The organism is Streptomyces sp. NPDC033165 (assembly GCF_055577965.1).
Genome location: NZ_JBVIPK010000005.1, coordinates 118,639 through 144,428, shown reverse-complemented (window position 1 = coordinate 144,428; position 25,790 = coordinate 118,639). Strand labels below are relative to the sequence as shown.

At 71.0% G+C, this 25,790-nt stretch carries 22 protein-coding genes; 20 read left to right on the top strand and 2 right to left on the bottom strand.

Annotated elements, in window-relative coordinates:
• Window positions 1-140 precede the first annotated feature (140 nt).
• The gene (rpsD, locus tag ACZ5WC_RS14360) at window positions 141-755 is read left to right on the top strand and encodes a 30S ribosomal protein S4 (protein ID WP_003970343.1); all 615 of its coding nucleotides are present in this window, start codon (window positions 141-143) and stop codon (window positions 753-755) included.
• Between the two features lie 17 nt (window positions 756-772).
• On the opposite strand, the gene ACZ5WC_RS14355 is transcribed toward rpsD, so the two are convergent.
• The gene (locus tag ACZ5WC_RS14355) at window positions 773-2,977 is read right to left on the bottom strand and encodes an ATP-binding protein (protein WP_468541086.1); all 2,205 of its coding nucleotides are present in this window, start codon (window positions 2,975-2,977) and stop codon (window positions 773-775) included.
• Window positions 2,978-3,204: 227 nt separating this feature from the next.
• On the opposite strand from ACZ5WC_RS14355, the gene ACZ5WC_RS14350 reads away from it, so the two are divergent.
• The 13 genes from ACZ5WC_RS14350 to nusB all read left to right on the top strand — a co-directional run bounded on the left by ACZ5WC_RS14350 (window position 3,205) and on the right by nusB (window position 16,818).
• Window positions 3,205-3,666 carry a DUF948 domain-containing protein gene (locus ACZ5WC_RS14350; RefSeq protein WP_468541085.1) on the top strand — a complete coding sequence of 154 codons (462 nt, stop codon included), beginning with the start codon at window positions 3,205-3,207 and terminating at the stop codon, window positions 3,664-3,666.
• A gap of 7 nt (window positions 3,667-3,673) precedes the next feature.
• Window positions 3,674-4,015 carry a DUF6167 family protein gene (locus ACZ5WC_RS14345; RefSeq protein ID WP_468541084.1) on the top strand — a complete coding sequence of 114 codons (342 nt, stop codon included), beginning with the start codon at window positions 3,674-3,676 and terminating at the stop codon, window positions 4,013-4,015.
• Window positions 4,015-6,684: an alanine--tRNA ligase gene (gene alaS, locus ACZ5WC_RS14340; RefSeq protein WP_468541083.1), complete on the top strand. Its 2,670-nt coding sequence runs from the start codon at window positions 4,015-4,017 to the stop codon at window positions 6,682-6,684. Before ACZ5WC_RS14345 ends, alaS begins: the two co-directional genes overlap by 1 nt.
• A gap of 8 nt (window positions 6,685-6,692) precedes the next feature.
• The gene (ruvX, locus tag ACZ5WC_RS14335) at window positions 6,693-7,166 is read left to right on the top strand and encodes a Holliday junction resolvase RuvX (protein WP_468541334.1); all 474 of its coding nucleotides are present in this window, start codon (window positions 6,693-6,695) and stop codon (window positions 7,164-7,166) included.
• Between the two features lie 101 nt (window positions 7,167-7,267).
• Window positions 7,268-9,043 (top strand): endolytic transglycosylase MltG, encoded by a 1,776-nt coding sequence (gene mltG, locus ACZ5WC_RS14330; protein WP_468541082.1) that lies wholly within the window; start codon window positions 7,268-7,270, stop codon window positions 9,041-9,043.
• Window positions 9,040-9,867: a shikimate dehydrogenase gene (locus ACZ5WC_RS14325; RefSeq protein ID WP_468541081.1), complete on the top strand. Its 828-nt coding sequence runs from the start codon at window positions 9,040-9,042 to the stop codon at window positions 9,865-9,867. Before mltG ends, ACZ5WC_RS14325 begins: the two co-directional genes overlap by 4 nt.
• 144 nt (window positions 9,868-10,011) lie before the next feature.
• Complete coding sequence (aroC, locus tag ACZ5WC_RS14320; RefSeq protein ID WP_468541080.1) at window positions 10,012-11,196, top strand: chorismate synthase; 1,185 nt, start codon at window positions 10,012-10,014, stop codon at window positions 11,194-11,196.
• Window positions 11,193-12,830 carry a 3-dehydroquinate synthase gene (aroB, locus tag ACZ5WC_RS14315; protein WP_468541079.1) on the top strand — a complete coding sequence of 546 codons (1,638 nt, stop codon included), beginning with the start codon at window positions 11,193-11,195 and terminating at the stop codon, window positions 12,828-12,830. Before aroC ends, aroB begins: the two co-directional genes overlap by 4 nt.
• A complete protein-coding gene (gene aroQ / locus ACZ5WC_RS14310; protein WP_096630900.1) occupies window positions 12,827-13,267 on the top strand; it encodes a type II 3-dehydroquinate dehydratase in 441 nt (146 codons plus the stop codon). The genes aroB and aroQ overlap by 4 nt, the downstream gene beginning before the upstream one ends.
• Window positions 13,268-13,410: 143 nt before the next feature.
• On the top strand, window positions 13,411-14,421 hold the full coding sequence (locus tag ACZ5WC_RS14305) for an AAA family ATPase (RefSeq protein WP_468541078.1): 1,011 nt from the start codon (window positions 13,411-13,413) through the stop codon (window positions 14,419-14,421).
• 239 nt (window positions 14,422-14,660) lie between these two features.
• Window positions 14,661-15,767 (top strand): M24 family metallopeptidase, encoded by a 1,107-nt coding sequence (locus ACZ5WC_RS14300; RefSeq protein ID WP_468541077.1) that lies wholly within the window; start codon window positions 14,661-14,663, stop codon window positions 15,765-15,767.
• 50 nt (window positions 15,768-15,817) lie between these two features.
• Complete coding sequence (efp, locus tag ACZ5WC_RS14295) at window positions 15,818-16,384, top strand: elongation factor P (protein WP_311118753.1); 567 nt, start codon at window positions 15,818-15,820, stop codon at window positions 16,382-16,384.
• A gap of 2 nt (window positions 16,385-16,386) precedes the next feature.
• Window positions 16,387-16,818, top strand: coding sequence for a transcription antitermination factor NusB (nusB, locus tag ACZ5WC_RS14290; protein ID WP_032768166.1), 432 nt, complete (start codon window positions 16,387-16,389; stop codon window positions 16,816-16,818).
• A gap of 229 nt (window positions 16,819-17,047) precedes the next feature.
• On the opposite strand, the gene bldD is transcribed toward nusB, so the two are convergent.
• Window positions 17,048-17,548, bottom strand: a complete 501-nt coding sequence (gene bldD / locus ACZ5WC_RS14285) for a transcriptional regulator BldD (protein WP_003970358.1) — start codon at window positions 17,546-17,548, stop codon at window positions 17,048-17,050.
• Between the two features lie 221 nt (window positions 17,549-17,769).
• On the opposite strand from bldD, the gene pyrR reads away from it, so the two are divergent.
• The 6 genes from pyrR (at window position 17,770) to carB (ending at window position 25,747) form a co-directional block, all read left to right on the top strand.
• Window positions 17,770-18,354, top strand: a complete 585-nt coding sequence (gene pyrR, locus ACZ5WC_RS14280; protein WP_468541076.1) for a bifunctional pyr operon transcriptional regulator/uracil phosphoribosyltransferase PyrR — start codon at window positions 17,770-17,772, stop codon at window positions 18,352-18,354.
• A 102-nt stretch (window positions 18,355-18,456) separates the two neighbouring features.
• Window positions 18,457-19,443 carry an aspartate carbamoyltransferase catalytic subunit gene (locus ACZ5WC_RS14275; RefSeq protein ID WP_468541075.1) on the top strand — a complete coding sequence of 329 codons (987 nt, stop codon included), beginning with the start codon at window positions 18,457-18,459 and terminating at the stop codon, window positions 19,441-19,443.
• 2 nt (window positions 19,444-19,445) lie between these two features.
• Window positions 19,446-20,732 carry a dihydroorotase gene (locus ACZ5WC_RS14270; protein ID WP_468541074.1) on the top strand — a complete coding sequence of 429 codons (1,287 nt, stop codon included), beginning with the start codon at window positions 19,446-19,448 and terminating at the stop codon, window positions 20,730-20,732.
• Window positions 20,729-21,310, top strand: a complete 582-nt coding sequence (locus ACZ5WC_RS14265) for a PH-like domain-containing protein (protein WP_468541073.1) — start codon at window positions 20,729-20,731, stop codon at window positions 21,308-21,310. Before ACZ5WC_RS14270 ends, ACZ5WC_RS14265 begins: the two co-directional genes overlap by 4 nt.
• Window positions 21,307-22,446: a glutamine-hydrolyzing carbamoyl-phosphate synthase small subunit gene (gene carA / locus ACZ5WC_RS14260; protein ID WP_468541072.1), complete on the top strand. Its 1,140-nt coding sequence runs from the start codon at window positions 21,307-21,309 to the stop codon at window positions 22,444-22,446. The genes ACZ5WC_RS14265 and carA overlap by 4 nt, the downstream gene beginning before the upstream one ends.
• Window positions 22,439-25,747, top strand: a complete 3,309-nt coding sequence (gene carB, locus ACZ5WC_RS14255; protein ID WP_468541071.1) for a carbamoyl-phosphate synthase large subunit — start codon at window positions 22,439-22,441, stop codon at window positions 25,745-25,747. Before carA ends, carB begins: the two co-directional genes overlap by 8 nt.
• Window positions 25,748-25,790 lie beyond the last annotated feature (43 nt).

Genomic DNA, 25,790 nt, shown 5'->3' with positions numbered 1-25,790 from the left:
TTCCGTCGTAGCAGCACCCTCAGAAGAGGTGCTGCCGCTGTCTGTGCTGTCCGTGACGTGAGTGGTGTTCCCAGGGCGAGACATGCGATCTCCTTGAGTAAGGTAAGCCTAACCTAACCTACAACGGAGGTCTGGAGAACGTGCCTAACCAGTCGCGTCCCAAGGTCAAGAAGTCGCGTGCCCTCGGCATCGCCCTGACGCCCAAGGCTGTCAAGTACTTCGAAGCTCGTCCGTACCCGCCGGGTGAGCACGGCCGTGGCCGCAAGCAGAACTCGGACTACAAGGTCCGTCTGCTGGAGAAGCAGCGCCTGCGTGCGCAGTACGACATCAGCGAGCGCCAGATGGCGCGCGCCTACGACCGCGCCAAGAAGGCCGAGGGCAAGACGGGCGAGGCGCTGGTCGTCGAGCTGGAGCGCCGCCTCGACGCCCTGGTCCTGCGTTCGGGCATCGCCCGCACCATCTACCAGGCCCGTCAGATGGTCGTCCACGGCCACATCGAGGTCAACGGCGGCAAGGTCGACAAGCCGTCCTTCCGTGTGCGCCCGGACGACATCGTCCAGGTCCGCGAGCGCAGCCGCTCCAAGGTCCCCTTCCAGGTGGCCCGCGAGGGTGGTTACGACACCGACGGTGAGACCCCGCGCTACCTCCAGGTGAACCTGAAGGCCCTGGCCTTCCGCCTGGACCGGGACCCGAACCGCAAGGAGATCCCGGTGATCTGCGACGAGCAGCTCGTCGTCGAGTACTACGCCCGCTGATCCAGGCGTAGCCGCTCTCACCAGCGCTCCGGCCCGCCCCTTCCGGTCATCCGGGAGGCGGCGGGCCTTCGCGTTCCCCCGGACTCGCCCGGCGCGGGCACCCCGCCCCCGACCGGCGCCTTGGACGCCCCGCCGCCGGCCAGGGCCCGGTCGACCGCGGCGTCCGGATCCAGTCGCCGACCCGCCCGCAGCCCCTCCTCGTACGCGGCGTTCCCCAGCTCCCGGCGCGCCTGCTGCTCGCACTCGACCCGTGGCCGCCCGTAGTGGACCGAGCCGAACAGCTGGAGTCCCACCGACGGCCAGATGCGCTCCGCGGCACCCTGGAGCACCGCCGCCTCACCGGCGTCGCCCTCCACCGCCGTCACCAGCGCCAGCAGCTCCAGCGAGAGCACGGTGCCCAGCAGGTCGTTGAACGTACGGCCGATCGCCAGGCACTCCCCGAGCATCTGCCGGGCCCGCGCGGGCCGTCCCCGCTGGAGCGCCGCGAACGCCAGGACGTACAGCGCGTACGCCAGCGCCCACCGCTCCCCGTGGTCCTCGCAGATCTCCCGGACCTCGTCGCAGATCACCGCCGCCGCGTCCAGATCGCCCAGGAACGCCACCGCCATGGCCAGCTCGACCTGCGCCATCAGCACGTTGCTGTTCAGCTCGCCGATCTCGCGGTACCGGCCGAGCGCGTCGCGCAGCAGTTCCTCGGCGCGCGGCATGTCGTCCGTCACGATCGCCAGACAGCCCGTGCGGTGCACCGCGTACGCCAGCGCCGTCGCGTCACCGGTGCGCTCGGCCTCCTCCCGGCACTCCTGGAGCGCCGAGATCGCGCCCACCGCATCGCCTTGGAGGACCGCGACATAGCCCAGCACCCACAGCACCTTGAGCCGGGCGGCATCGTGCGGGGACGGCTCCTCCAGTACGTGGTCCAGCCAGTGCCGGCCTTCGGACAGCCGCCCGCAGCCGGCCCAGTAGAACCACAGGGTACCCGCCAGATATTGGGCCAGATGCACCTCGTCGGAGCTTTCCATCGAACATTCCATCGCCCGGCGAAGATTGGGCAGCTCGCTGTCGATCCGTGCCGCCACCTCGGCCTGCCGGGGGCTGAACCAGTCCAGCTCGCACCAGGTCGCGAGCCCCAGGAACCAGTCCCGGTGGCGCCGCCGCAGCCGCTGGGCGTCCCCGGTGGCTGCCAGCCACTCCGCCCCGTACTCACGGACCGTGTCCAGCAGCCGGTAGCGGGCCCCGGTCGCTCCGTCCTCGCGCTCCACCACCGACTGGGCGAGCAGCTCGTCCAGCACGTCCAGCACCGATTCGGCGGGCAGATCCACCCCGCCGCAGATGTACTCGGCGGCCTCCAGGTCGAACTGTCCGGCGAACACCGAGAGCCGCGCCCACAGCAGCCGCTGCTCGGGCGTGCACAGCTCATGGCTCCAGCCGATCGCCGTACGCAGCGTCTGGTGGCGGGGCGGCGCAGCGCGACGGCCGCCGGTCAGCAGCCGGAACCGGTCGTCCAGCCGCAGCAGCACCTGATCCACCGACAGGGCCCGCAGCCGCCCGGCGGCCAGTTCGAGCGCCAGCGGAATCCCGTCGAGGCGGCGGCACAGCTCCAGCGAGGCCGCCTGCTCTCCCGGTGAGGGTGCCCAGCCCGGCCGCACCGCGCGCGCCCGCTCCGTGAACAGCTCCAGCGCGTCCTCGTCGGACATCGGGGCGAGCGGGAACGTCCGTTCCCCGTCCACCCGGAGGGGGCAGCGCCCGGCTGCGAGCACCTGGAGGCGCGGCGCCCGGCGCAGCAGTTCGCGTACGAGGTCGGCGCAGCCGTCCACGAGGTGCTCGAAGCCGTCGATGACCAGCAGCATCCGGCGGCCGGACAGATATTCGACGAGGGTGGCGCGGGGCGGCCTGCTCGTGTGATCGGTCAGCCCCAGTGCGTCGATCAAGGCGTGTTCCAGCAGGTCGGGGTGGTGGACGGTGGACAGCTCGGCCAGTCGGACCCCGTCGCAGTACCGTTTCTCCACAAGCGCGGCGACCCGGGTGACACACCGGGTCTTGCCCACGCCCGCCACTCCGGCGACCGTGACGAGCCGGGACTCCTCCAGGAGCCCGGCCACCTCGGCCAGTTCGTACTCCCGTCCCACGAACCGGTTCAGGTCGGCCGGGAGACGGCCGGAGGCGGCGGAGGTGCGGTCATCAGGATCGTCGGGCTGGGGGCAGGGGCCCTGCAGGCGTCGCATGGAACACGGAGGGTACTGGCTTGAAAGCTCTCCGTACAATCTCGTTATGGCAACTCCCGCCCTGGCCGCCGAGAATGCGGTAGGGGAGGCGATGCACGGCGCGATAGGCTCGTGGGACGACGATCGGGCGCGCGCGGGGGCAGGAACCCGGCCGTACCGACGGAGACAGGCCCCGGCTCCGGGGCCGATCGACGAGCAGAGAGCGGTGCACAGTGTCCGGTGGAGAGGTGGCCGGGATTCTCGTGGCCGTCTTCTGGGCGATCCTGGTCTCGTTCCTCGCCGTGGTGCTGGTGAGGCTCGCCCAGACGCTCAGGGCGACCACCAAGCTGGTGGCGGACGTGACCGACCAGGCCGTCCCGCTGCTCGCCGACGCCTCGGCGACGGTGCGCTCCGCGCAGACGCAGCTCGACAAGGTCGACGCCATCGCGAGCGACGTCCAGGAGGTCGCCTCCAACGCCTCCGCGCTTTCCACCACCGTCGCCTCCACCTTCGGCGGACCGCTCGTCAAGGTCGCCGCGTTCGGCTACGGCGTACGGCAGGCCCTCGGCCGCCGCACCGCCCCCGAGTCCGAACCGGAACCGGCGCGTGGCCGTTCCTCCGCCCGCCGTACGGTGATCGTCGGCCGGACCGTGCCGTCCGCGCGCGGACGCAGGCGCGACCGCCGAAACCCCCGCGGACAGAAGGACTGATCGAGCGATGTTCCGCCGCACGTTCTGGTTCACCGCCGGCGCAGCCGCCGGCGTCTGGGCCACCACCAAGGTCAACCGCAAGCTCAGGCAGCTGACCCCCGAGAGCCTCGCCGCGCAGGCCGCGGACAAGGCGATCGAGACCGGCCACAAGCTCAAGGACTTCGCCCTCGACGTCCGTGCGGGCATGGTCCGGCGCGAAGCCGAACTGGGCGGCGCCCTGGGCCTCCAGGCGCCGGTCGACCCCGAACTCCCCGTACAGCGGCTCTACGCCGTCGACGCGCCCGAGCCCGCCGTCACCACGTACCGCAAGCTCCCCTACAAGTCGAACAACCGGAATGAGGACCACTAATGGAGTCGGCTGAAATCCGCCGCCGCTGGCTGAGCTTCTTCGAGGAGCGCGGTCACACCGTCGTGCCTTCGGCGTCGCTCATCGCGGACGACCCGACTCTGCTGCTGGTCCCCGCGGGCATGGTTCCCTTCAAGCCGTACTTCCTCGGCGAGGTCAAGCCGCCCGCCCCGCGCGTCACCAGCGTGCAGAAGTGCGTGCGTACACCGGACATCGAAGAGGTCGGCAAGACCACCCGCCACGGCACCTTCTTCCAGATGTGCGGCAACTTCTCCTTCGGGGACTACTTCAAGGAAGGGGCCATCCAGCTCGCCTGGGAGGCCCTGACCAACTCCGTCGAGGACGGCGGATACGGCCTGGAGCCGGAGAAGCTCTGGATCACGGTCTACCTCGACGACGACGAGGCCGAGGCCATCTGGCGCGACAAGATCGGCGTGCCGGCCGAACGCATCCAGCGCCTGGGCAAGAAGGACAACTTCTGGTCCATGGGCGTCCCCGGTCCCTGCGGCCCCTGCTCCGAGATCAACTACGACCGCGGCCCCGAGTTCGGCGTCGAGGGCGGCCCGGCCGTCAACGACGAGCGCTACGTGGAGATCTGGAACCTGGTCTTCATGCAGTACGAGCGCGGTGCCGGTGACGGCAAGGAGGACTTCCCGATCCTCGGGGACCTGCCGTCGAAGAACATCGACACCGGTCTCGGCCTCGAACGCCTCGCCATGATCCTCCAGGGCGTACAGAACATGTACGAGACCGACACCCTGCGCGTCGTCATGGACAAGGCCACCGAGCTGACCGGCGTCCGCTACGGCGCCGAGCAGTCCACCGACGTCTCGCTCCGCGTGGTCGCCGACCACATCCGTACGTCGGTGATGCTCATCGGCGACGGGGTCACCCCGGGCAACGAGGGCCGCGGCTACGTCCTGCGCCGCATCATGCGCCGGGCCATCCGCAACATGCGCCTCATGGGCGCCACCGGATCGGTCGTCAAGGCCCTGGTCGACGTCGTGATCGACACGATGGGGCTCCAGTACCCCGAGCTGATCACCGACCGCAAGCGTATCGAGACGGTCGCGCTCGCCGAGGAAGCCGCCTTCCTCAAGGCCCTCAAGGGCGGCACCAACATCCTGGAGACCGCGGTCACCGAGACCAAGGCCGCCGGTGGCAAGGTCCTCGCCGGGGACAAGGCGTTCCTGCTCCACGACACCTGGGGCTTCCCGATCGACCTGACCCTGGAGATGGCCGCCGAGCAGGGGCTCTCCGTGGACGAGGACGGCTTCCGCCGCCTCATGCAGGAGCAGCGCGACAAGGCCAAGGCCGACGCCCGCGCCAAGAAGACCGGTCACGCCGACCTGTCCGCCTACCGCGAGGTCGCCGACACCTCCGGCGCCACCGAGTTCACCGGCTACACCTCGATCGTCGGCGAATCCACCATCGTCGGTCTCCTGGTCGACGGTGTCCCCTCGCCCGCCGCCACCGAGGGCGACGAGATCGAGGTCGTCCTCGACCGCACCCCCTTCTACGCCGAGGGCGGCGGCCAGCTCGCCGACACCGGCCGCATCCGGCTCGACACCGGCGCGGTGATCGAGGTCCGCGACGTCCAGAAGCCGGTCCCCGGCGTCCACGTCCACAAGGGCGTCGTCCAGGTCGGAGAGGTCACGGTCGGGGCCCCCGTCTTCGCCTCCATCGACGCCACCCGCCGCCGGGCCATCGCCCGCGCCCACAGCGCCACGCACCTCACCCACCAGGCGCTGCGCGACGCGCTCGGCCCGACGGCCGCCCAGGCCGGTTCGGAGAACTCACCCGGCCGCTTCCGCTTCGACTTCGGTTCGCCCGCCGCCGTCCCCGGCACGGTCCTCACCGATGTCGAGCAGCGGATCAACGAGGTCCTCTCGCGTGAACTCGACGTCCAGGCCGAGGTCATGTCGATCGACGAGGCCAAGAAGCAGGGAGCCATCGCCGAGTTCGGTGAGAAGTACGGCGAGCGGGTCCGCGTGGTCACCATCGGGGACTTCTCCAAGGAGCTGTGCGGCGGCACCCACGTCCACAACACCGCCCAGCTCGGCCTGGTCAAGCTGCTCGGTGAGTCCTCCATCGGCTCCGGCGTGCGCCGCATCGAGGCCCTCGTCGGCGTGGACGCCTACAACTTCCTCGCCAAGGAGCACACGGTCGTCGCCCAGCTCCAGGAGCTGGTCAAGGGCCGTCCCGAGGAGCTGCCGGAGAAGATCGCGGGCATGCTCGGCAAGCTCAAGGACGCCGAGAAGGAGATCGAGAAGTACCGCGCGGAGAAGGTCCTCGCGGCCGCCGCCGGGCTCGTCGACTCCGCCAAGGACGTCCGGGGCGTCGCCCTGGTCACCGGCCAGGTCCCCGACGGTACCTCCGCCGACGACCTGCGCAAGCTGGTCCTGGACGTGCGCGGACGCATCCAGGGCGGCCGCCCGGCCGTCGTGGCCCTGTTCACCACGGCCAACGGCCGCCCGCTCACGGTCATCGCCACCAACGAGGCCGCCCGCGAGCGCGGCCTCAAGGCCGGCGACCTCGTCCGCACGGCCGCCAAGACGCTCGGCGGCGGTGGCGGCGGCAAGCCGGACGTCGCCCAGGGCGGCGGCACGAACCCGGCCGCCATCGGCGACGCCGTCGCCGCGGTCGAGCGCCTCGTCACCGAGACGGCGTGACGAGCGCGATGACGGGGATGCGCCGGGGCCGACGGCTCGCCGTCGACGTCGGGGACGCCCGGATCGGGGTCGCCTCGTGCGACCCCGACGGGATCCTGGCCACGCCGGTGGAGACCGTGCCGGGACGCGATGTCCCGGCCGCCCACCGGCGGCTGGCGGCCATCGTCGAGGAGTACGAGCCGATCGAGGTCATCGTCGGCCTGCCCCGCTCCCTCGGCGGGGGCGAGGGCCCCGCGGCCGCCAAGGTCCGGGATTTCGCCCAGGTGATCGCCCGTTCGATCGCACCCGTTCCGGTGCGGCTCGTGGACGAGAGGATGACCACAGTGACGGCCAGTCAAGGGCTGCGCGCCTCGGGCGTGAAGTCCAAGAAGGGCCGGTCTGTCATCGACCAGGCTGCCGCTGTGGTGATCCTCCAGAACGCTCTGGAGTCCGAACGGGCGTCAGGCAATCCCCCGGGCGAGGGCGTCGAAGTGGTTGTCTGATCGCGATACGGTAACGTTCCGCGCGATGCGTCGGTGGTTCGAACAGACACCGCACAGCGAAGCGAAGAGACGGAACGTCGTCTCGCGGCTCTAGGGGATCGATGACTGAGTATGGCCGGGGCCCCGGCTCCGAACCGTGGCATCCCGAGGACCCCTTGTACGGGGACCAGGGATGGGGAGGCCAGCAGGCTGCCCACGGCCAGAGCCAGTACGGCGACCAGCAGCAGTCCTATCCGCAGGACCCGTACGCGCAGCAGCACCAGAACCACCAGCAGTACCCGCAGCAGCAGCCGTACGACGAGCACCAGCAGCAGTACGCGCAGCAGCCGCAGCAGGATCAGCAGTACCAGCAGCAGTACGGGACGCCCCACCAGGACCCGTACGCGCAGCAGTCGGTGTCCCAGCCGCAGTACGACGGCGGCTGGGACACCGGCCGGCAGGCCGCCATGCCGTACGGAGCCGAGCCCCAGGACCCGTACGCGCAGCAGCCCGCCGGCTACGACGCGTCGCACGACTACTACGGCACGCCGGAGGCCTACCCGCCCCCGCAGCCGCCGGGCCGCCGCGACTCCGAACAACAGCACCAGCGGGAGCAACCACAGCAACAGCCGTCGACGGACTGGGACCCGGACAGGCCGCAGGAGGAGACGCACCCCTTCTTCACGGGTGCCGACGAGCCCGCGAGCCGCGAGCCGCGTGACGACGACGACGACCCGGACGACGACGGATCGCGCGCCTCGCGCCGGGACCGGGACGGCAGTGACCGCCGCGGCGGCAAGGGCAAGAAGAAGAGGAAGAACCGCAGCGGCTGCGCCTGCCTGGTGGTCTCCGCCGTCCTGATCGGCGGCCTCGGGGGCGTGTCGTACGTCGGCTACACCTTCTGGAAGAAGCAGTTCGGCGCCCCGGCCGACTACGCGGGCACGGGCACCGGCCCTCAGGTCGAGGTCGAGATCCCCGAGGGCGCGCTCGGCTACGACATCGCGAACACCCTCCAGAAGAAGGGTGTCATCAAGTCCGTCGACGCCTTCGTCTCGGCACAGAACGCGAACCCCAAGGGCAAGTCGATCCAGGCGGGCGTCTACCTCCTGAACCAGGAGATGTCGGCGGCCAACGCGGTCAAGACGATGCTCGACCCCAAGAGCCAGAACATCTTCGTGATCCCCGAGGGCACCCGTAACGTCACGGTCTACGCCAACCTCGACAAGCGGCTCGGGCTGGAGAAGGGCACCACGGCGAAGGTCGCCAAGACCAAGGCGGAGTCTCTGGGCCTGCCCGACTGGGCCGACAACAACCCGGACGTCAAGGACCCGCTGGAGGGCTTCCTGTACCCGGCGGCGTATCCGGTGGCCAAGGGGACGAAGCCGGAGACCGCGCTGAAGCGGATGGTGGAGCGGGCGAACAAGGAGTACAAGAAGCTCGACCTGGAAGCCACGGCGACGAAACTCGGCCTGAAGAACCCGTGGGAGCTCGTCACCGTGGCGAGCCTCGTGCAGGTCGAAGGCAAGTACAAGCACGACTTCGACAAGGTCGCGCGGGTGGTCTACAACCGCCTCAAGCCGGGCAACATGGAGACGGTCGGCCGACTGGAGTTCGACTCCACGATCAACTACATAAAGGGTCAGAGCACCCTGGACATCGGCGCCGTCGACGACCTGCGGAAGATCGACGACCCCTACAACACGTACAAGATCGTTGGCCTGCCCTCGGGCCCGATCAGCAACCCGGGTGCGGACGCCCTGCACTCGGCGATGAACCCCACGCCGGGTCCCTGGTACTACTTCGTCTCGATCAACGAGGACAAGACGGTCTTCGCGGTGACCAACAAGGAGCACGAGAAGAACCGGCGTAAATACGAAGAGGAGAAGGCCAGCCAGTGACCCCGACGCGCAGGGCCGCCGTTCTCGGCTCGCCCATCGCCCATTCGCTCTCCCCGGTCCTGCACCGCGCCGCCTACGCCGAGCTCGGCCTCGACGACTGGTCCTACGACCGGTTCGAGATCGACGAGGCTGCGCTGCCCGGCTTCGTCGAAGGACTGGACTCCTCCTGGGCGGGGCTGTCCCTGACCATGCCGCTCAAGCGGGCGATCATCCCGCTGCTGGACGAGATCAGTACGACGGCCGCCGCGGTGGAGGCCGTCAACACGGTCGTGTTCACGGGCGACGGCCGACGGGTCGGCGACAACACGGACATCCCCGGCATGATCGCCGCACTGCGTGAACGCGGCGTCGACAAAGTGGAATCCGCCGCCGTCCTCGGCGCCGGGGCCACCGCCTCCTCCGCACTCGCCGCACTCGCCGTGATCTGCGCAGGGCCGGTCACGGCCTACGTGCGCAGCCCTGAGCGAGCGGCGGAGATGCGGGCCTGGGGGGAGCGGCTCGGGGTCGACGTCGTCATCGCCGCCTGGGCGGACGCCGCGCAGGCGCTGGACGCACCGCTGGTGATCGCCACCACCCCGGCGGGCAGCACCGACACCCTGGGCGAAGGCGTGCCGGACGCCCCGGGAATCCTCTTCGACGTGCTCTACGAGCCGTGGCCCACCGCGCTCGCCGCCGCCTGGTCGGCGCGCGGCGGGACGGTGGTCGGTGGGCTCGACCTCCTCGTGCACCAGGCCCTGTTGCAGGTGGAGCAGATGACCGGCCGGGTTCCGGGCCCGCTGGTCGCCATGCGGCAGGCCGGGGAAGCCGCGCTCGCGGCCCGCTGACGCACCGGGCAGCGGCCTCGGCCGTCCGTCTGCTGGACCGGCGGCCGGACCGCGCCCCCGGTCATGGGAGGATCAAAGGCGGCGGGCCAGGGCCGCGCACCCGGTCGCGCCGCTGGATTCCAGGCGCGAGCATGAGGAGACCCGTTGAGCAGGTTGCGCTGGCTGACCGCGGGGGAGTCGCACGGCCCCGCACTCGTCGCGACGCTGGAGGGGCTTCCCGCCGGCGTCCCCGTCACGACGGAGATGGTGGCGGAGGCGCTCGCCCGGCGGCGGCTCGGTTACGGCCGCGGTGCTCGGATGAAGTTCGAGCAGGACGAGGTGACCTTCCTCGGTGGCGTACGCCACGGCCTCACCATGGGCTCTCCGGTCGCTGTCATGGTCGGCAACACGGAGTGGCCCAAGTGGGAGCAGGTCATGTCGGCCGACCCGGTCGACCCGGAGGAGTTGGCCCAGCTGGCCCGTAACGCCCCGCTGACCCGGCCGCGTCCGGGCCATGCGGATCTGGCGGGGATGCAGAAGTACGGTTTCGATGAGGCCCGGCCGGTCCTGGAGCGCGCGAGTGCCCGGGAGACCGCCGCGCGCGTCGCCCTCGGGGCCGTTGCCCGCTCCTACCTGAAGGAGACCGCGGGCATCGAGATCGTCAGCCATGTCGTGGAGCTGGCCGCCGCGAAGGCGCCGTACGGTGTCTACCCGGTTCCCGCCGACGTGGACCGGCTGGACGCGGACCCCGTCCGCTGCCTCGACGCCGACGCGTCCAAGGCGATGGTGGCCGAGATCGACCAGGCTCACAAGGACGGCGACACGCTCGGCGGCGTCGTCGAGGTGCTGGCGTACGGGGTGCCTGTCGGGCTCGGCTCGCACGTGCACTGGGACCGCCGCCTGGACGCCCGGCTCGCCGCCGCGCTCATGGGCATCCAGGCCATCAAGGGCGTCGAGGTCGGTGACGGCTTCGAGCTGGCCCGGGTCCCCGGGTCCAAGGCGCACGACGAGATCGTCGCCACCGACGACGGCATCAAGCGCACCTCCGGCCGCTCCGGCGGCACCGAGGGCGGGCTGACCACCGGCGAGCTGCTGCGGGTCCGCGCCGCGATGAAGCCCATCGCGACCGTGCCGCGCGCCCTGGCCACCGTGGACGTCGTCACGGGCGAGGCTGCCAAGGCCCACCACCAGCGCTCCGACGTCTGCGCCGTTCCGGCCGCCGGTATCGTCGCCGAGGCGATGGTCGCCCTGGTCCTCGCCGACGCGGTGGCGGAGAAGTTCGGCGGCGACAGCGTGGCCGAGACCCACCGCAACGTGCGCTCGTACCTCGACCACCTCCAGATCCGATGAGCGGCCCCCTGGTCGTCCTCGTCGGCCCGATGGGCGTCGGAAAGTCCAGCGTCGGCGAACTGCTCGCCGCCCGGCTCGGCACCACCTACCGGGACACCGACGCGGACGTCGTCGCCGAGGCGGGCAAACCGATCGCGGAGATCTTCTACGACGAGGGCGAGGAGCACTTCCGCGCCCTGGAGCGCCGGGCCGTCGCGACGGCCGTCGCCGAACACTCGGGCGTCCTCTCCCTCGGCGGCGGGGCCGTCCTGGACGAGACGACCAGGAAACTGCTGGCGGACCGCCCGGTCGTCTACCTCTCCATGAACGTGGAGGAGGCCGTCCGCCGCGTCGGGCTGGGCGCCGCCCGCCCGCTCCTCGCGGTCAATCCGCGCAAGCAGTGGCGCGAGCTGATGGACGCCCGCCGCCACCTGTACGAAGAGGTCGCCCGTACGGTCGTCCCCACCGACGACCGCACCCCCGAAGAGGTCGCCCAGGCGATCATCGACGCACTGGAACTGCCGGAGGGCGCAGCGGCCCCCGGCGTGGAGAACACCGGCATGACGCAGCAGGGCACCACCCGTATCCAGGTCGCCGGCACGGCGGGTTCCGACCCGTACGAGGTCCTCGTCGGCCACCAGCTCCTCGGCGAGCTGCCCCAGCTCATCGGCGACCGCGCCAAGCGGGTCGCCGTGCTGCACCCCGAGGCGCTCGCCGAGACCGGTGAGGCGGTCCGCCAGGACCTCGCCGATCAGGGCTACGAGGCGATCGCCATCCAGCTGCCGAACGCCGAGGAGGCCAAGACCGTCGAGGTCGCCGCCTATTGCTGGAAGGCGCTCGGCCAGACCGGCTTCACCCGCACCGACGTCATCGTCGGCGTCGGCGGCGGCGCGACCACGGACGTGGCCGGTTTCGTCGCGGCCAGTTGGCTGCGCGGGGTGCGGTGGGTCGCGGTGCCCACCACCGTCCTCGGCATGGTCGACGCGGCCGTCGGCGGCAAGACCGGGATCAACACCGCGGAGGGCAAGAACCTCGTCGGCGCCTTCCACCCCCCGGCCGGTGTGCTCTGCGACCTCGCCGCGCTCGACTCGCTGCCGGTCCACGACTACGTCTCCGGCATGGCCGAGATCATCAAGGCCGGTTTCATCGCCGACCCGGTCATCCTCGACCTGATCGAGGCCGACCCCGAGGGTGCTCGTACGCCCGCCGGACCGCACACCGCCGAGCTGATCGAGCGGTCCATCCGGGTCAAGGCCGAGGTCGTCTCCAGCGACCTCAAGGAGTCCGGACTCCGCGAGATCCTCAACTACGGTCACACCCTGGGCCACGCCATTGAGAAGAACGAGCGCTACAAGTGGCGCCACGGCGCGGCCGTCTCCATCGGCATGGTCTTCGCCGCCGAGCTGGGCCGGCTCGCCGGACGCCTGGACGACGCCACCGCCGACCGGCACCGGACCGTCCTGGAGTCGGTGGGCCTGCCGCTCGCCTACCGCGGCGACCAGTGGCCCAAGCTGCTGGAGAACATGAAGGTCGACAAGAAGTCCCGCGGCGACCTGCTGCGTTTCATCGTCCTGGACGGCATCGGCAAGCCCACGGTCCTTGAGGGCCCCGATCCGGCCGTCCTGCTCGCCGCCTACGGGGAGGTCTCCGCGTGACCCGCACGGTCTTCGTCCTGAACGGCCCCAACCTCGGCCGGCTCGGTTCCCGCGAGCCCGACGTCTACGGAGCCACCTCCTACGCCGGACTCGTCGAGGTCTGCACGACCCTCGGCAAGGAGCTCGGCTTCGACGTCGAGGTGCGAGAGACCAACGACGAGGGCGAGCTGATCCGCTGGCTCCACGAGGCGGCGGACGGTTCGATTCCGGTCGTTCTCAACCCGGGTGCCTTCACGCACTACTCGTACGGGATGCGGGACGCGGCCGCCCAGCGCACCGCTCCGCTGATCGAGGTGCACATCTCCAACCCGTACACCCGGGAGGAGTTCCGGCACACCTCGGTGATCGCCTCGGTGGCCAGCGGCACGGTCGCCGGGTTCGGCATCGGCTCCTACCGGCTCGCGCTGCGGGCTCTGGCCGACGAACTGCCGGGCTGACACCCACGCGATTCCCGTCCGGATCCCCCTCCGGGCGGCGGGCACTTCGTGCCCTCCCGGGCCGTTCACCCCAGGGCGGCCCGGGAAGGTACGGTAGCCGTCCCATCAGCGCCAGTTGCAGTGACGAGACGGAGTGGCACCGGATGCAGCACGCAGTGGGGGCCCCGCTGCCGCCGCCCCACGGCCCCGGGAACGGGTCTGTCGGCTGGTCGCACCAGGCCCAGCACCCCGGTCACCCCGGCCCGCCCCCGATACCCGGGTTTCCGGCCCCGGGCCAGGCCCCCCGGCCCTCGGCTCACGGCCAGGCTCCGCAGCCTCCGGCCCCTGGCCAGGCGCCCCAGCCCTCGACTCCCGGCCAACCCCCACGGCCCCCTGCCCCCGGTCAGGCTCCGCATTCTCCGCCCCATGGCCAGGGGCAGCCTCCGGCTCAGGGCCAGGCCCCGCAGCCACCGGCCCCCGGACAGGCCCCCCAGCACGGCTGGAGCGGCACCGGGCCCACGCCGCCGCCCTCCGGCGGCCAGGCGACCGGGTACGTCCAGCTGCCCCCCGGCGGCCCCGTCGGGCTGCCCGCGCCCCCCGCCGAGCCCGGCACCGGCAGCGCGACCCTCGCCGTGCTTCTGATCGGCCCCGCGGGCGCGGGCAAGACCACCGTCGCCAGGCTCTGGGCGGCCCGCCGCCGGGTGCCCACCGCCCATGTCTCCCTCGACGACGTCCGCGAGTGGGTCTGCTCCGGCTTCGCCGACCCGCAGGCCGGCTGGAACGACCACTCCGAGGCCCAGTACCGCCTGGCCCGCCGCACCTGCGGGTTCGCCGCACGCAACTTCCTCGCCAACGGCATCTCGTGCATCCTCGACGACGCGGTCTTCCCCGACCGCCCGGTCGTCGGCCTCGGCGGCTGGAAGCGGCATGTGGGCCCCGGCCTGCTGCCCGTCGTGCTGCTGCCCGGCCTGGAGATCGTCCTGGAGCGCAACGCGGCGCGCAGCGGCAACCGCCGCCTCTCCGACGAGGAGGTCGCCCGCATCCACGGCCGGATGGCGGGCTGGTACGGCTCCGGCCTTCCGATCATCGACAACTCCACGTACGACGTCGAGACGACGGCCCGCGTCCTGGACGACGTCCTCGCCCGCTCCATCGCGAGCCCGCCCACCTGGTAGCCGCCTGCCCGACAGCCGCCTCTCCGACAGACGGCCGCTCGTCCGACAGACAGCTGCCCGCACGACCGCCGGCCCCACGCGGGGCCAGGTGGCAGGCCCGTATGCCGACCCGTCCCGCGCCGCCCGCGCCGCGTCGCCCCTGTCGTCGGCCGCTGTCCCGTCCGCGCTGCCCGGCCTTCCGGCCCCCGGTCGGATGCGCTGACCGGGCGGTGCGGCGTCCCCGCTCGTACGCTCGGAGCATGTCAGAGGTGCACGCCGTCCGACGCGGGCTGCTCCGCGACCGGTGCGCCGCCGCGGGCTCCGCGGCCGCCCTGGTCTCCCGCCCCGCCAACGTCCGCTATCTCGCGGGCGGAGCGCCTCCCGGCGCCGTGCTGCTGCTCGGCCCCGGCGAGGACGTCCTGCTCTGCCCCCGCGCCCCGACGGGGGAGCCCGGTCACGGGCGGCCCGACGAGGCGCTCCGCATCGAGCTCCTACCCGCCCCGGACGGGGACCCGGTGGTCGCCGCCGCGGCCCTCGCCGCCTCGTCGGGCGCCGCTTCGCTCGCCGTCGAGGAACACGATCTGACCGTGGCCCGCCACCGCGCTATGGGACAGGCCGCCCACCGCCTCCAACTCGCTGATCTGGGCTTCGTCGTGGAGCAGCAGCGGATCGTCAAGGACGAGGAGGAGATCGGCTGCCTGCGGATCGCCGCCGAGATCACCGACCAGGCCCTGGGTGAGCTCCTGGAGTCGATCCTGGTCGGCCGCACCGAGCGGCACCTCGCGCTCGAACTGGAACGCCGCCTCGTCGACCACGGGGCGGACGGCCCCGCCTTCGCCACTTCCGTAGCCACCGGCCCCAACTCCGGCCAGGGCAGGCACCGGCCGTCCGACCGCAGGGTGGAGGAGGGAGATTTCCTCTCCGTCAGCCTGGGCGCGAGCTACCACGGCTACCGGTGCGAGATCGGCCGTACCTTCGTCATCGGCACCGCCCCGGCCGAGTGGCAGATCGAGCTCTACGACCTTGTTTTCGCCGCTCAGCGGGCCGGGCGGGAGGCGCTGGCGCCGGGGGCCGCCTACCGGGACGTGGACCACGCGGCGCGCCATCTGCTGGACTCCGCCGGGCACGGGGAGGGCCTCGTACCCCGGACCGGGCACGGTGTGGGGCTCGAAATCGAGGAGGACCCGCAACTGGCACCGACAGCCATGGGTAAACTGGACGCTTGTGTGCCGGTCACCGTCGAACCGGGGGTCCACCTCCCGGGCCGGGGCGGTGTCCGGATCGATGACACGCTCGTCGTGCGCCCCGAGGCGGACGGCGGACCCGAGCTACTCACCATGACGACCAAGGAGCTGCTCGCGCTCTAGCGCGGATCCTCGGTCGTTCCACCAGCTTCAGCCCAGGAGATTCCGCAACCGTGGCTTCCACGAACGACCTCAAGAACGGCATGGTGCTCAAGCTCGACGGAGGCCAGCTCTGGTCCGTCGTCGAGTTCCAGCACGTCAAGCCCGGCAAGGGCCCTGCCTTCGTGCGCACCAAGCTCAAGAACGTGCTCTCCGGCAAGGTCGTCGACAAGACGTTCAACGCCGGCGTGAAGGTCGAGACGGCCACCATTGACCGCCGCGACATGCAGTTCTCGTACATGGACGGCGAGTACTTCGTCTTCATGGACATGGACACCTACGACCAGCTCATGGTCGACCGCAAGGCCGTCGGCGACGCCGCCAACTTCCTGATCGAGGGCTTCACCGCCTCCGTCGCCCAGTACGAGGGCGAGGTGCTCTACGTCGAGCTGCCCGCCGCCGTCGAGCTGACGATCCAGCACACCGACCCGGGCGTCCAGGGCGACCGCTCCACCGGTGGCACCAAGCCCGCCACCCTGGAGACCGGCTACGAGATCGGCGTGCCGCTCTTCATCACCACCGGCGAGAAGATCAAGGTCGACACCCGTACGGGCGACTACCTCGGCCGGGTGAACAGCTAACCGTGGCTGCCCGGAACAAGGCCCGCAAGCGCGCCTTCCAGATCCTCTTCGAGGCCGACCAGCGCGGTGAGTCCGTGCAGAGTGTCCTCGCGGACTGGGTTCGGCACTCGCGGACCGACGACCGTCAGCCGCCGGTCGGCGAATTCACGATGGAGCTCGTCGAGGGGTACGCGCAGTACGCGGACCGCATCGACGACCTCATCGTCACCTACGCCGTGGACTGGGAGATCGACCGCATGCCGGTCGTCGACCGGAACATCCTGCGGCTCGGTGCATACGAGCTGATCTGGCTGGACGAGACCCCGGACGCCGTGGTGATCGACGAGGCCGTCCAGCTCGCCAAGGAGTTCTCCACCGATGACTCCCCGTCCTTCGTGAACGGCCTGCTGGCCCGTTTCAAGGACCTCAAGCCGAACCTCCGCCGGGAGCAGTAGCCCCGGACGGTTCGGTCGCGCACCTCGCGTCGAAGGGCCCACGGTCGACCGACCGTGGGCCCTTCGACGTCCCCGGGCGGGAGGGACGAACGCGCGACGGAGGCGGGAGCGCGACGGAGGAGAGACGAAGAACGCCGGGCCGGCGGGGACCCGTTCAGGTCCCCGCCGGCCCGGCGGTACGTTTCTGCTGGGGGGTCTGCTGAGGCCCTTCGGCCCCGCTCCCGCTCGCTCAGCCCTCGTCGTGGGAGACCGCGCGCCGCGCGTCCGCGTCCAGCACACCCCAGCTGATCAGCTGCTCCGTGAGCACGGACGGCGACTGGTCGTAGATCACGGCCAGGGTGCGCAGGTCGTCCTGGCGGATCGAGAGCACCTTGCCGTTGTAGTCACCGCGCTGGCTCTGGATCGTGGCCGCGTAGCGCTGGAGCGGACCGGCCTTCTCCGGCGGGACGTGGGCGAGGCGCTCCAGGTCCAGGACGAGCTTCGGCGGCGGCTCGGCGGCCCCGCCCGGCGTCGTGCCGGGCAGCAGCTCCTGCACCGGGACCCCGTAGAAGTCCGCCAGCTCGGCGAGGCGCTGCACGGTCACGGCACGGTCGCCGCGCTCGTACGAACCGACCACGACCGCCTTCCAGCGCCCCTGGGACTTCTCCTCCACGCCGTGGAGGGAAAGGCCCTGCTGGGTGCGGATGGCACGGAGTTTGGCCCCGAGCTGTTTTGCGTATTCGCTGGACATATGGCTCCCCGGACGCTGGAACAGTGTGCGGCTGCGCCGCGTGGCTGGTAACTCACTGTGAGGTTACGCAGCGTTACTTGGATGCGTCAAGCCGAATGATCCGGACCGGCACCTCCCGGGGGCGGTACCAGGGCGCCGTGCAAGCCCTGGTAACGTGGATGACGCAATTTCGACGTCCTTTAAGGTCCGTCCCGTGAGGCGGAGAAGGAGGTCCGTTTCTTATGGACGCACAGCACGACGACACTGGCAACGCGGCACGCCCCGTTCTGGAGGCCCCCGACATCGCCCGTGTTCTGACCCGTATCGCCCACGAGATCGTCGAACGCGCCAAGGGCGCCGACGACGTGGTGCTGCTCGGCATCCCGACGCGAGGCGTCTTCCTCGCCCGCAGGCTCGCCGACAAACTCGAAGACATCACCGGCCGGAAGATGCCGGTCGGCTCCCTCGACATCACCATGTACCGGGACGACCTGAGGCTGCGCCCGGCGCGCGCCCTGGCCCGCACCGAGATCCCCGGCGAGGGGATCGAGGGCAGCCTGGTCGTCCTGGTCGACGACGTCCTCTTCTCCGGCCGCACGATCCGCGCCGCGCTCGACGCGCTCGGCGACATCGGCCGCCCCCGCGCCGTACAGCTCGCGGTCCTCGTCGACCGCGGTCACCGGGAACTCCCGATCCGCGCGGACTACGTCGGCAAGAACCTCCCCACGTCGCTGCGGGAGACGGTCAAGGTCCAGCTCGCCGAGGAGGACGGCCGCGACGCCGTGCTGCTCGGTGTCCAGCAGGCCGCCCCGGCGGACGCGCAGTAGCCCGAGCCCTTCCGTACGCCCCTGCGCCACTGAAGGGCCGTACGGCGACTCCCGCGCGCCCGCATGTCTGAAACTCCCTCCAGCCACCCGGAGAACCCCCAGATGAAGCGTCACCTCATCTCGGCCGCCGACCTCACCCGCGACGACGCCGTCCTGATCCTCGACACCGCCGAGGAGATGGCCCGGGTCGCGGACCGGCCGATCAAGAAGCTCCCCACCCTGCGCGGCCGAACCGTCGTCAACCTCTTCTTCGAGGACTCGACCCGGACCCGTATCTCCTTCGAGGCGGCCGCCAAGCGGCTGTCCGCCGACGTCATCAACTTCTCCGCCAAGGGCTCCTCGGTCTCCAAGGGCGAGTCCCTCAAGGACACCGCCCTGACCCTGGAGGCGATGGGCGCCGACGCCGTGGTCATCCGGCACGGCGCCTCCGGCGCTCCCTACCGGCTCGCCACCTCCGGCTGGATCGACGGGGCCGTGGTCAACGCGGGGGACGGCACCCACGAGCACCCCACCCAGGCCCTGCTGGACGCCTTCACGATGCGCCGCCGGCTCGTCGGAGCCGACGCCGGGCTCGGCCGTGACCTGGACGGCCGCCGCATCACGATCGTCGGCGACATCCTGCACAGCCGCGTCGCCCGCTCCAACGTCCACCTGCTGACCACGCTCGGCGCGCACGTCACCCTGGTGGCCCCGCCCACCCTCGTCCCGGTGGGCGTCGAGAAGTGGCCCTGCGATGTCAGCTACAGCCTCGACGACGTGCTGGCGAAGTCCGATGCGGTGATGATGCTGCGTGTGCAGCGCGAACGGATGAACGCCGCCTACTTCCCGACCGAGCGCGAATACTCCCGCCGCTACGGCCTGAACGGCGAGCGGATGGCGAGGATGCCCGAACACGCCGTCGTCATGCACCCCGGCCCGATGGTCCGCGGCATGGAGATCACCGCCGAGGTCGCCGACTCCGACCGCTGCACGGTCGTCGAGCAGGTCGCCAACGGCGTCTCCATCCGCATGGCCGTGCTCTACCTGCTGCTCGGCGGCTCCGACACCGCGCTGTCCGCCGCCCCCGCCCGTACCGAGGAGAACAAGTAACCATGAGCAAGACCATCATTCGCGGTGCGCGGATCCTCGGCGGCGAGCCGCAGGACGTACTGATCGACGGCGAGACCGTCACCGAGGTGGGCACCGGCCTCGACGCCGCCGGCGCCACCGTGATCGAGGCCGAGGGGCAGATCCTGCTGCCCGGCCTGGTCGACCTGCACACCCATCTGCGCGAGCCCGGCCGTGAGGACTCCGAGACCGTCCTCACCGGCACCAGGGCCGCGGCCGTCGGCGGCTTCACCGCCGTCCACGCCATGGCCAACACCTTCCCCGTCGCCGACACCGCGGGCGTCGTCGAGCAGGTCTGGCGGCTCGGCAAGGAGTCCGGCTACTGCGACGTGCAGCCCGTGGGCGCCGTCACCGTCGGCCTGGAGGGTAAGAAGCTCGCCGAGCTCGGCGCCATGCACGACTCGGCCGCCGGGGTGAAGGTCTTCTCCGACGACGGCAAGTGCGTCGACGACGCGGTGATCATGCGCCGCGCCCTGGAGTACGTGAAGGCCTTCGACGGCGTCGTCGCCCAGCACGCCCAGGAGCCCCGCCTCACCGAGGGCGCCCAGATGAACGAGGGCATCGTCTCGGCAGAGCTGGGTCTCGGCGGCTGGCCCGCCGTCGCGGAGGAGTCGATCATCGCCCGCGACGTCCTCCTCGCCGCCCACGTCGGCTCCCGCGTCCACATCTGCCACCTCTCCACCGCCGGGTCCGTGGAGATCGTGCGCTGGGCCAAGTCCAAGGGCTGGAACGTCACCGCCGAGGTCACCCCGCACCACCTCCTCCTCACCGACGAGCTGGTCCGCAGCTACAACCCGGTCTACAAGGTGAACCCGCCGCTGCGCACCGAGGCCGACGTGCTGGCCCTGCGCGAGGCGCTCGCCGACGGCACGATCGACTGCGTCGCCACCGACCACGCCCCGCACCCGCACGAGGACAAGGACTGCGAGTGGGCCGCGGCCGCCATGGGGATGGTGGGCCTGGAGACCGCCCTCTCGGTCGTCCAGCAGACGATGGTCGACACCGGCCTGCTCGACTGGGCGGGCGTCGCCGACCGCATGTCCTTCCGCCCCGCGGCCATCGGCCGACTCGTCGGACACGGCCGTCCCGTCTCGGCGGGTGAGCCCGCCAACCTCACCCTGGTCGATCCGGCATACCGTGGAGCCGTGGACCCCGCGGGCTTCGCGTCCCGCAGCCGCAACACCCCCTACGAGGGCCGTGAGCTGCCGGGCCGCGTCACCCATACCTTCCTGCGGGGCCGTGCCACGGTCGTCGACGGGAAGCTCGCGTGACAACTCTGACCCCCCTGTACCACCTGGCCGCCGAGCAGAAGTCGGCGGAAGTGACGGACTGGGCCGCCCGCATCGCCTGGGTGGTCGGCCTGTTCGTCTTCATCGCCCTCGTCTACTGGCTGATGCGCCAGGGCTGGAAGTGGCGCGCCAGCCTCCAGTCGGGCCTGCCCGAGCTCCCGGCCACGCCCGAGGGCTTCGCCGACGACGAGGTGCTCCTGACGCTCAAGGGGCGCTACCACGCCTCCACCACCGCCGGGCAGTGGCTCGACCGGATCGTCGCGCACGGCCTCGGCACCCGCAGCCGTACCGAGCTCACGCTCACCGCCCGCGGCCTGGACGTCGTACGCCCCGGGGCGGCCGACTTCTTCGTCCCGGCCGAGGCCCTGCGCGAGGCCCGCCTCGACAAGGCGCTGGCGGGCAAGGTCCTCCCCGAGGGCGGCCTGCTGATCATCACCTGGGCGCACGGCGGGACGCTGATCGACTCCGGCTTCCGCTCCGACCACGCCGCCGAGCACCAGGCCTGGGTCGACGCCGTCAACCACCTCACCAGCACCACTACGGAAGGCACCGCACGATGACGATCTCCACCCGGGGGGCCCAGACCCCCGCCGTACTCGTCCTGGAGGACGGCCGCGCCTTCCGCGGCCGCGCCTACGGGGCCGTGGGGGAGACCTTCGGCGAGGCGGTGTTCTCCACCGGCATGTCCGGCTACCAGGAAACCCTCACCGACCCCTCGTACCACCGCCAGGTCGTCGTCATGACGGCCCCGCACGTCGGCAACACCGGCGTCAACGACGAGGACCCCGAGTCGGGCCGCATCTGGGTCTCCGGCTACGTCGTCCGCGACCCCGCCCGCAAGCCCTCCAACTGGCGCTCGCAGCGCTCGCTGGACGAGGAGCTGGTCGCGCAGGGCGTCGTCGGTATCAGCGGCGTCGACACCCGCGCCCTCACCCGCCATCTGCGCGAGCGCGGCGCGATGCGCGTCGGGATCTTCTCCGGCAACGCGATCGCCGACGAGGGCACGCTCCTCGCCAAGGTCCGCCAGGCCCCCGAGATGGCCGGTGCCGACCTCTCCGCCGAGGTCGCCACCAAGGAGGCCTACGTCGTCCCCGCGATCGGCACGAAGAAGTTCACCGTCGCCGCGATCGACCTCGGCATCAAGGGCATGACCCCGCACCGGATGGCCGAGCGCGGCATCGAGGTCCACGTGCTGCCCGCCACCGCCACCCTGGAGGAGGTGTACGCGGTCCAGCCCGACGGCGTCTTCTTCTCCAACGGCCCCGGAGACCCGTCCACCGCCGACCACCCGGTCGCCCTCATGCGGGGCGTGCTTGAGCGGTCCACCCCGCTCTTCGGCATCTGCTTCGGCAACCAGATCCTCGGCCGCGCGCTCGGCTTCGGCACCTACAAGCTGAAGTACGGCCACCGCGGCATCAACCAGCCGGTGCAGGACCGCACCACCGGCAAGGTCGAGGTCACCGCGCACAACCACGGCTTCGCCGTCGACGCGCCCCTCGACCGTGACTCCGAGACCCCCTACGGGCGGGCCAAGGTCTCCCACGTCTGCCTGAACGACCAGGTGGTCGAGGGCCTCCAGCTCCTGGACCGGCCCGCCTTCAGTGTCCAGTACCACCCCGAGGCGGCCGCGGGCCCGCACGACGCCGCGTATCTCTTCGACCGTTTCGTATCCCTGATGGAGGGCCAGCGTGCCTAAGCGCTCCGATATCCAGTCCGTCCTGGTCATCGGCTCCGGCCCGATCGTCATCGGTCAGGCAGCCGAGTTCGACTACTCCGGCACCCAGGCCTGCCGCGTCCTCAAGGCCGAGGGCCTGCGCGTCATCCTGGTGAACTCCAACCCGGCGACGATCATGACCGACCCGGAGATCGCCGACGCCACCTACGTCGAGCCGATCACCCCCGAGTTCGTCGAGAAGATCATCGCCAAGGAGCGCCCCGACGCGCTCCTGCCCACCCTCGGCGGCCAGACCGCGCTGAACACCGCGATCTCCATGCACGAGAACGGTGTCCTGGAGAAGTACGGCGTCGAGCTCATCGGCGCCAACGTCGAGGCGATCAACAAGGGCGAGGACCGCGACCTCTTCAAGGGCGTCGTGGAAGCCGTCAAGGCGAAGACCGGCTACGGCGAGTCCGCCCGTTCGGTCATCTGCCACTCCATGGACGACGTCCTCGCGGGCGTCGACACCCTCGGCGGCTACCCCGTCGTCGTCCGCCCCTCCTTCACCATGGGCGGCGCCGGCTCCGGGTTCGCCCACGACGAGGAGGAGCTGCGCCGTATCGCCGGACAGGGCCTCACGCTCTCCCCGACCACCGAGGTGCTCCTGGAGGAGTCCATCCTCGGCTGGAAGGAGTACGAGCTGGAGCTGATGCGCGACAGGAACGACAATGTCGTGGTCGTCTGCTCCATCGAGAACTTCGACCCGATGGGCGTCCACACCGGCGACTCCATCACCGTCGCCCCGGCGATGACGCTCACCGACCGCGAGTACCAGCGGCTGCGCGACATCGGCATCGCGATCATCCGCGAGGTCGGCGTCGACACCGGCGGCTGCAACATCCAGTTCGCCATCGACCCCACCGACGGCCGGGTCATCGTCATCGAGATGAACCCCCGCGTCTCCCGCTCCTCGGCGCTCGCTTCCAAGGCCACCGGCTTCCCGATCGCCAAGATCGCCGCCAAGCTGGCCGTCGGCTACACGCTGGACGAGATCCCCAACGACATCACCGAGAAGACCCCGGCCTCCTTCGAGCCGACCCTCGACTACGTCGTCGTCAAGGCCCCGCGCTTCGCCTTCGAGAAGTTCCCCTCCGCCGACTCCACCCTCACCACCACCATGAAGTCGGTGGGCGAGGCCATGGCGATCGGCCGGAACTTCACCGAGGCCCTCCAGAAGGCCCTGCGCTCGCTGGAGAAGAAGGGCTCGCAGTTCGCCTTCACCGGCCCGGTCGGTGACAAGGCGGAGCTGCTGGCCGAGGCGGTCCGGCCCACCGACGGCCGCATCAACACCGTCATGCAGGCGATCCGGGCCGGAGCCACCCAGGAGGAGGTCTTCGACGCCACGAAGATCGACCCCTGGTTCGTCGACCAGCTCTTCCTGATCAAGGAGATCGCCGACGAGCTGGCCTCTGCCGAACGCCTGGACGCCGACCTGATCGCCGAGGCCAAGCGGCACGGCTTCTCCGACGCCCAGATCGGTGAGATCCGCGGGCTGCGCGAGGACGTCGTCCGCGAGGTCCGGCACGCGCTGGGCGTCCGCCCGGTCTACAAGACCGTCGACACGTGTGCCGCCGAGTTCGCCGCGAAGACCCCGTACTTCTACTCCTCGTACGACGAGGAGAGCGAGGTCGCGAGCCGCACCAAGCCCGCCGTGATCATCCTCGGCTCGGGCCCCAACCGCATCGGCCAGGGCATCGAGTTCGACTACTCCTGTGTGCACGCGTCCTTCGCGCTCAGCGACGCGGGCTACGAGACCGTCATGGTCAACTGCAACCCGGAGACCGTCTCCACCGACTACGACACCTCCGACCGGCTCTACTTCGAGCCGCTCACCCTGGAGGACGTCCTGGAGATCGTGCACGCCGAGTCGCTGGCGGGCCCGATCGCCGGAGTCATCGTCCAGCTCGGCGGCCAGACCCCGCTGGGCCTCTCCCAGGCGCTCAAGGACAACGGCGTGCCCGTCGTCGGCACCTCCCCGGAGGCCATCCACGCCGCCGAGGACCGCGGCGCCTTCGGCCGGGTCCTGGCCGAGGCCGGACTGCCCGCGCCCAAGCACGGCACCGCCACCACCTTCGGCGAGGCCAAGGCCATCGCCGACGAGATCGGCTACCCCGTCCTCGTGCGGCCGTCCTACGTCCTCGGCGGGCGCGGCATGGAGATCGTGTACGACGAGACGCGCCTCGCCGCGTACATCGCCGAGTCCACCGAGATCAGCCCCACCCGGCCGGTCCTGGTCGACCGCTTCCTCGACGACGCCATCGAGATCGACGTGGACGCCCTCTACGACGGCACCGAGCTGTACCTCGGCGGCGTCATGGAGCACATCGAGGAGGCCGGCATCCACTCCGGCGACTCGGCCTGTGCCCTGCCCCCGATCACCCTCGGCGGGTTCGACATCAAGCGGCTGCGCGCCTCCACCGAGGGCATCGCCAAGGGCGTCGGCGTCCGCGGACTGATCAACATCCAGTTCGCGCTCTCCGGCGACATCCTCTACGTCCTCGAAGCCAACCCGCGCGCCTCCCGCACGGTCCCCTTCACCTCGAAGGCGACCGCGGTCCCGCTCGCCAAGGCCGCCGCGCGCATCTCGCTCGGCGCGACCATCGCCGAGCTGCGCGAGGAGGGCCTGCTGCCGAAGACCGGCGACGGCGGCACCCTGCCGCTGGACGCGCCGATCTCCGTCAAGGAGGCCGTGATGCCGTGGTCGCGCTTCCGCGACATCCACGGCCGGGGCGTCGACACGGTCCTCGGCCCGGAGATGCGCTCCACCGGCGAGGTCATGGGCATCGACTCGGTCTTCGGCACGGCGTACGCCAAGTCGCAGGCCGGTGCGTACGGCCCGCTGCCCACCAAGGGCCGCGCGTTCATCTCGGTCGCCAACCGGGACAAGCGCTCGATGATCTTCCCGGCCCGCGAGCTGGTCGCCCACGGCTTCGAGCTGATGGCCACCTCCGGCACCGCGGAGGTCCTCAAGCGCAACGGCATCAACGCCACCGTGGTGCGCAAGCAGTCCGAGGGCACCGGACCGAACGGCGAGAAGACCATCGTCCAGCTCATCCACGACGGCGAGGTCGACCTCATCGTCAACACGCCGTACGGCACCGGCGGACGGCTCGACGGCTACGACATCCGCACCGCGGCCGTCGCCCGCTCGGTCCCCTGCCTGACCACGGTCCAGGCGCTCGCCGCCGCCGTCCAGGGCATCGACGCCCTCAACCACGGCGACGTGGGCGTCCGTTCCCTCCAGGAACACGCCGAGCATCTGACAGCGGCCCGCGACTAGCCGCCCGGAGAGGGGGACACCGGAAACGGTGTCCCCCTCTTTG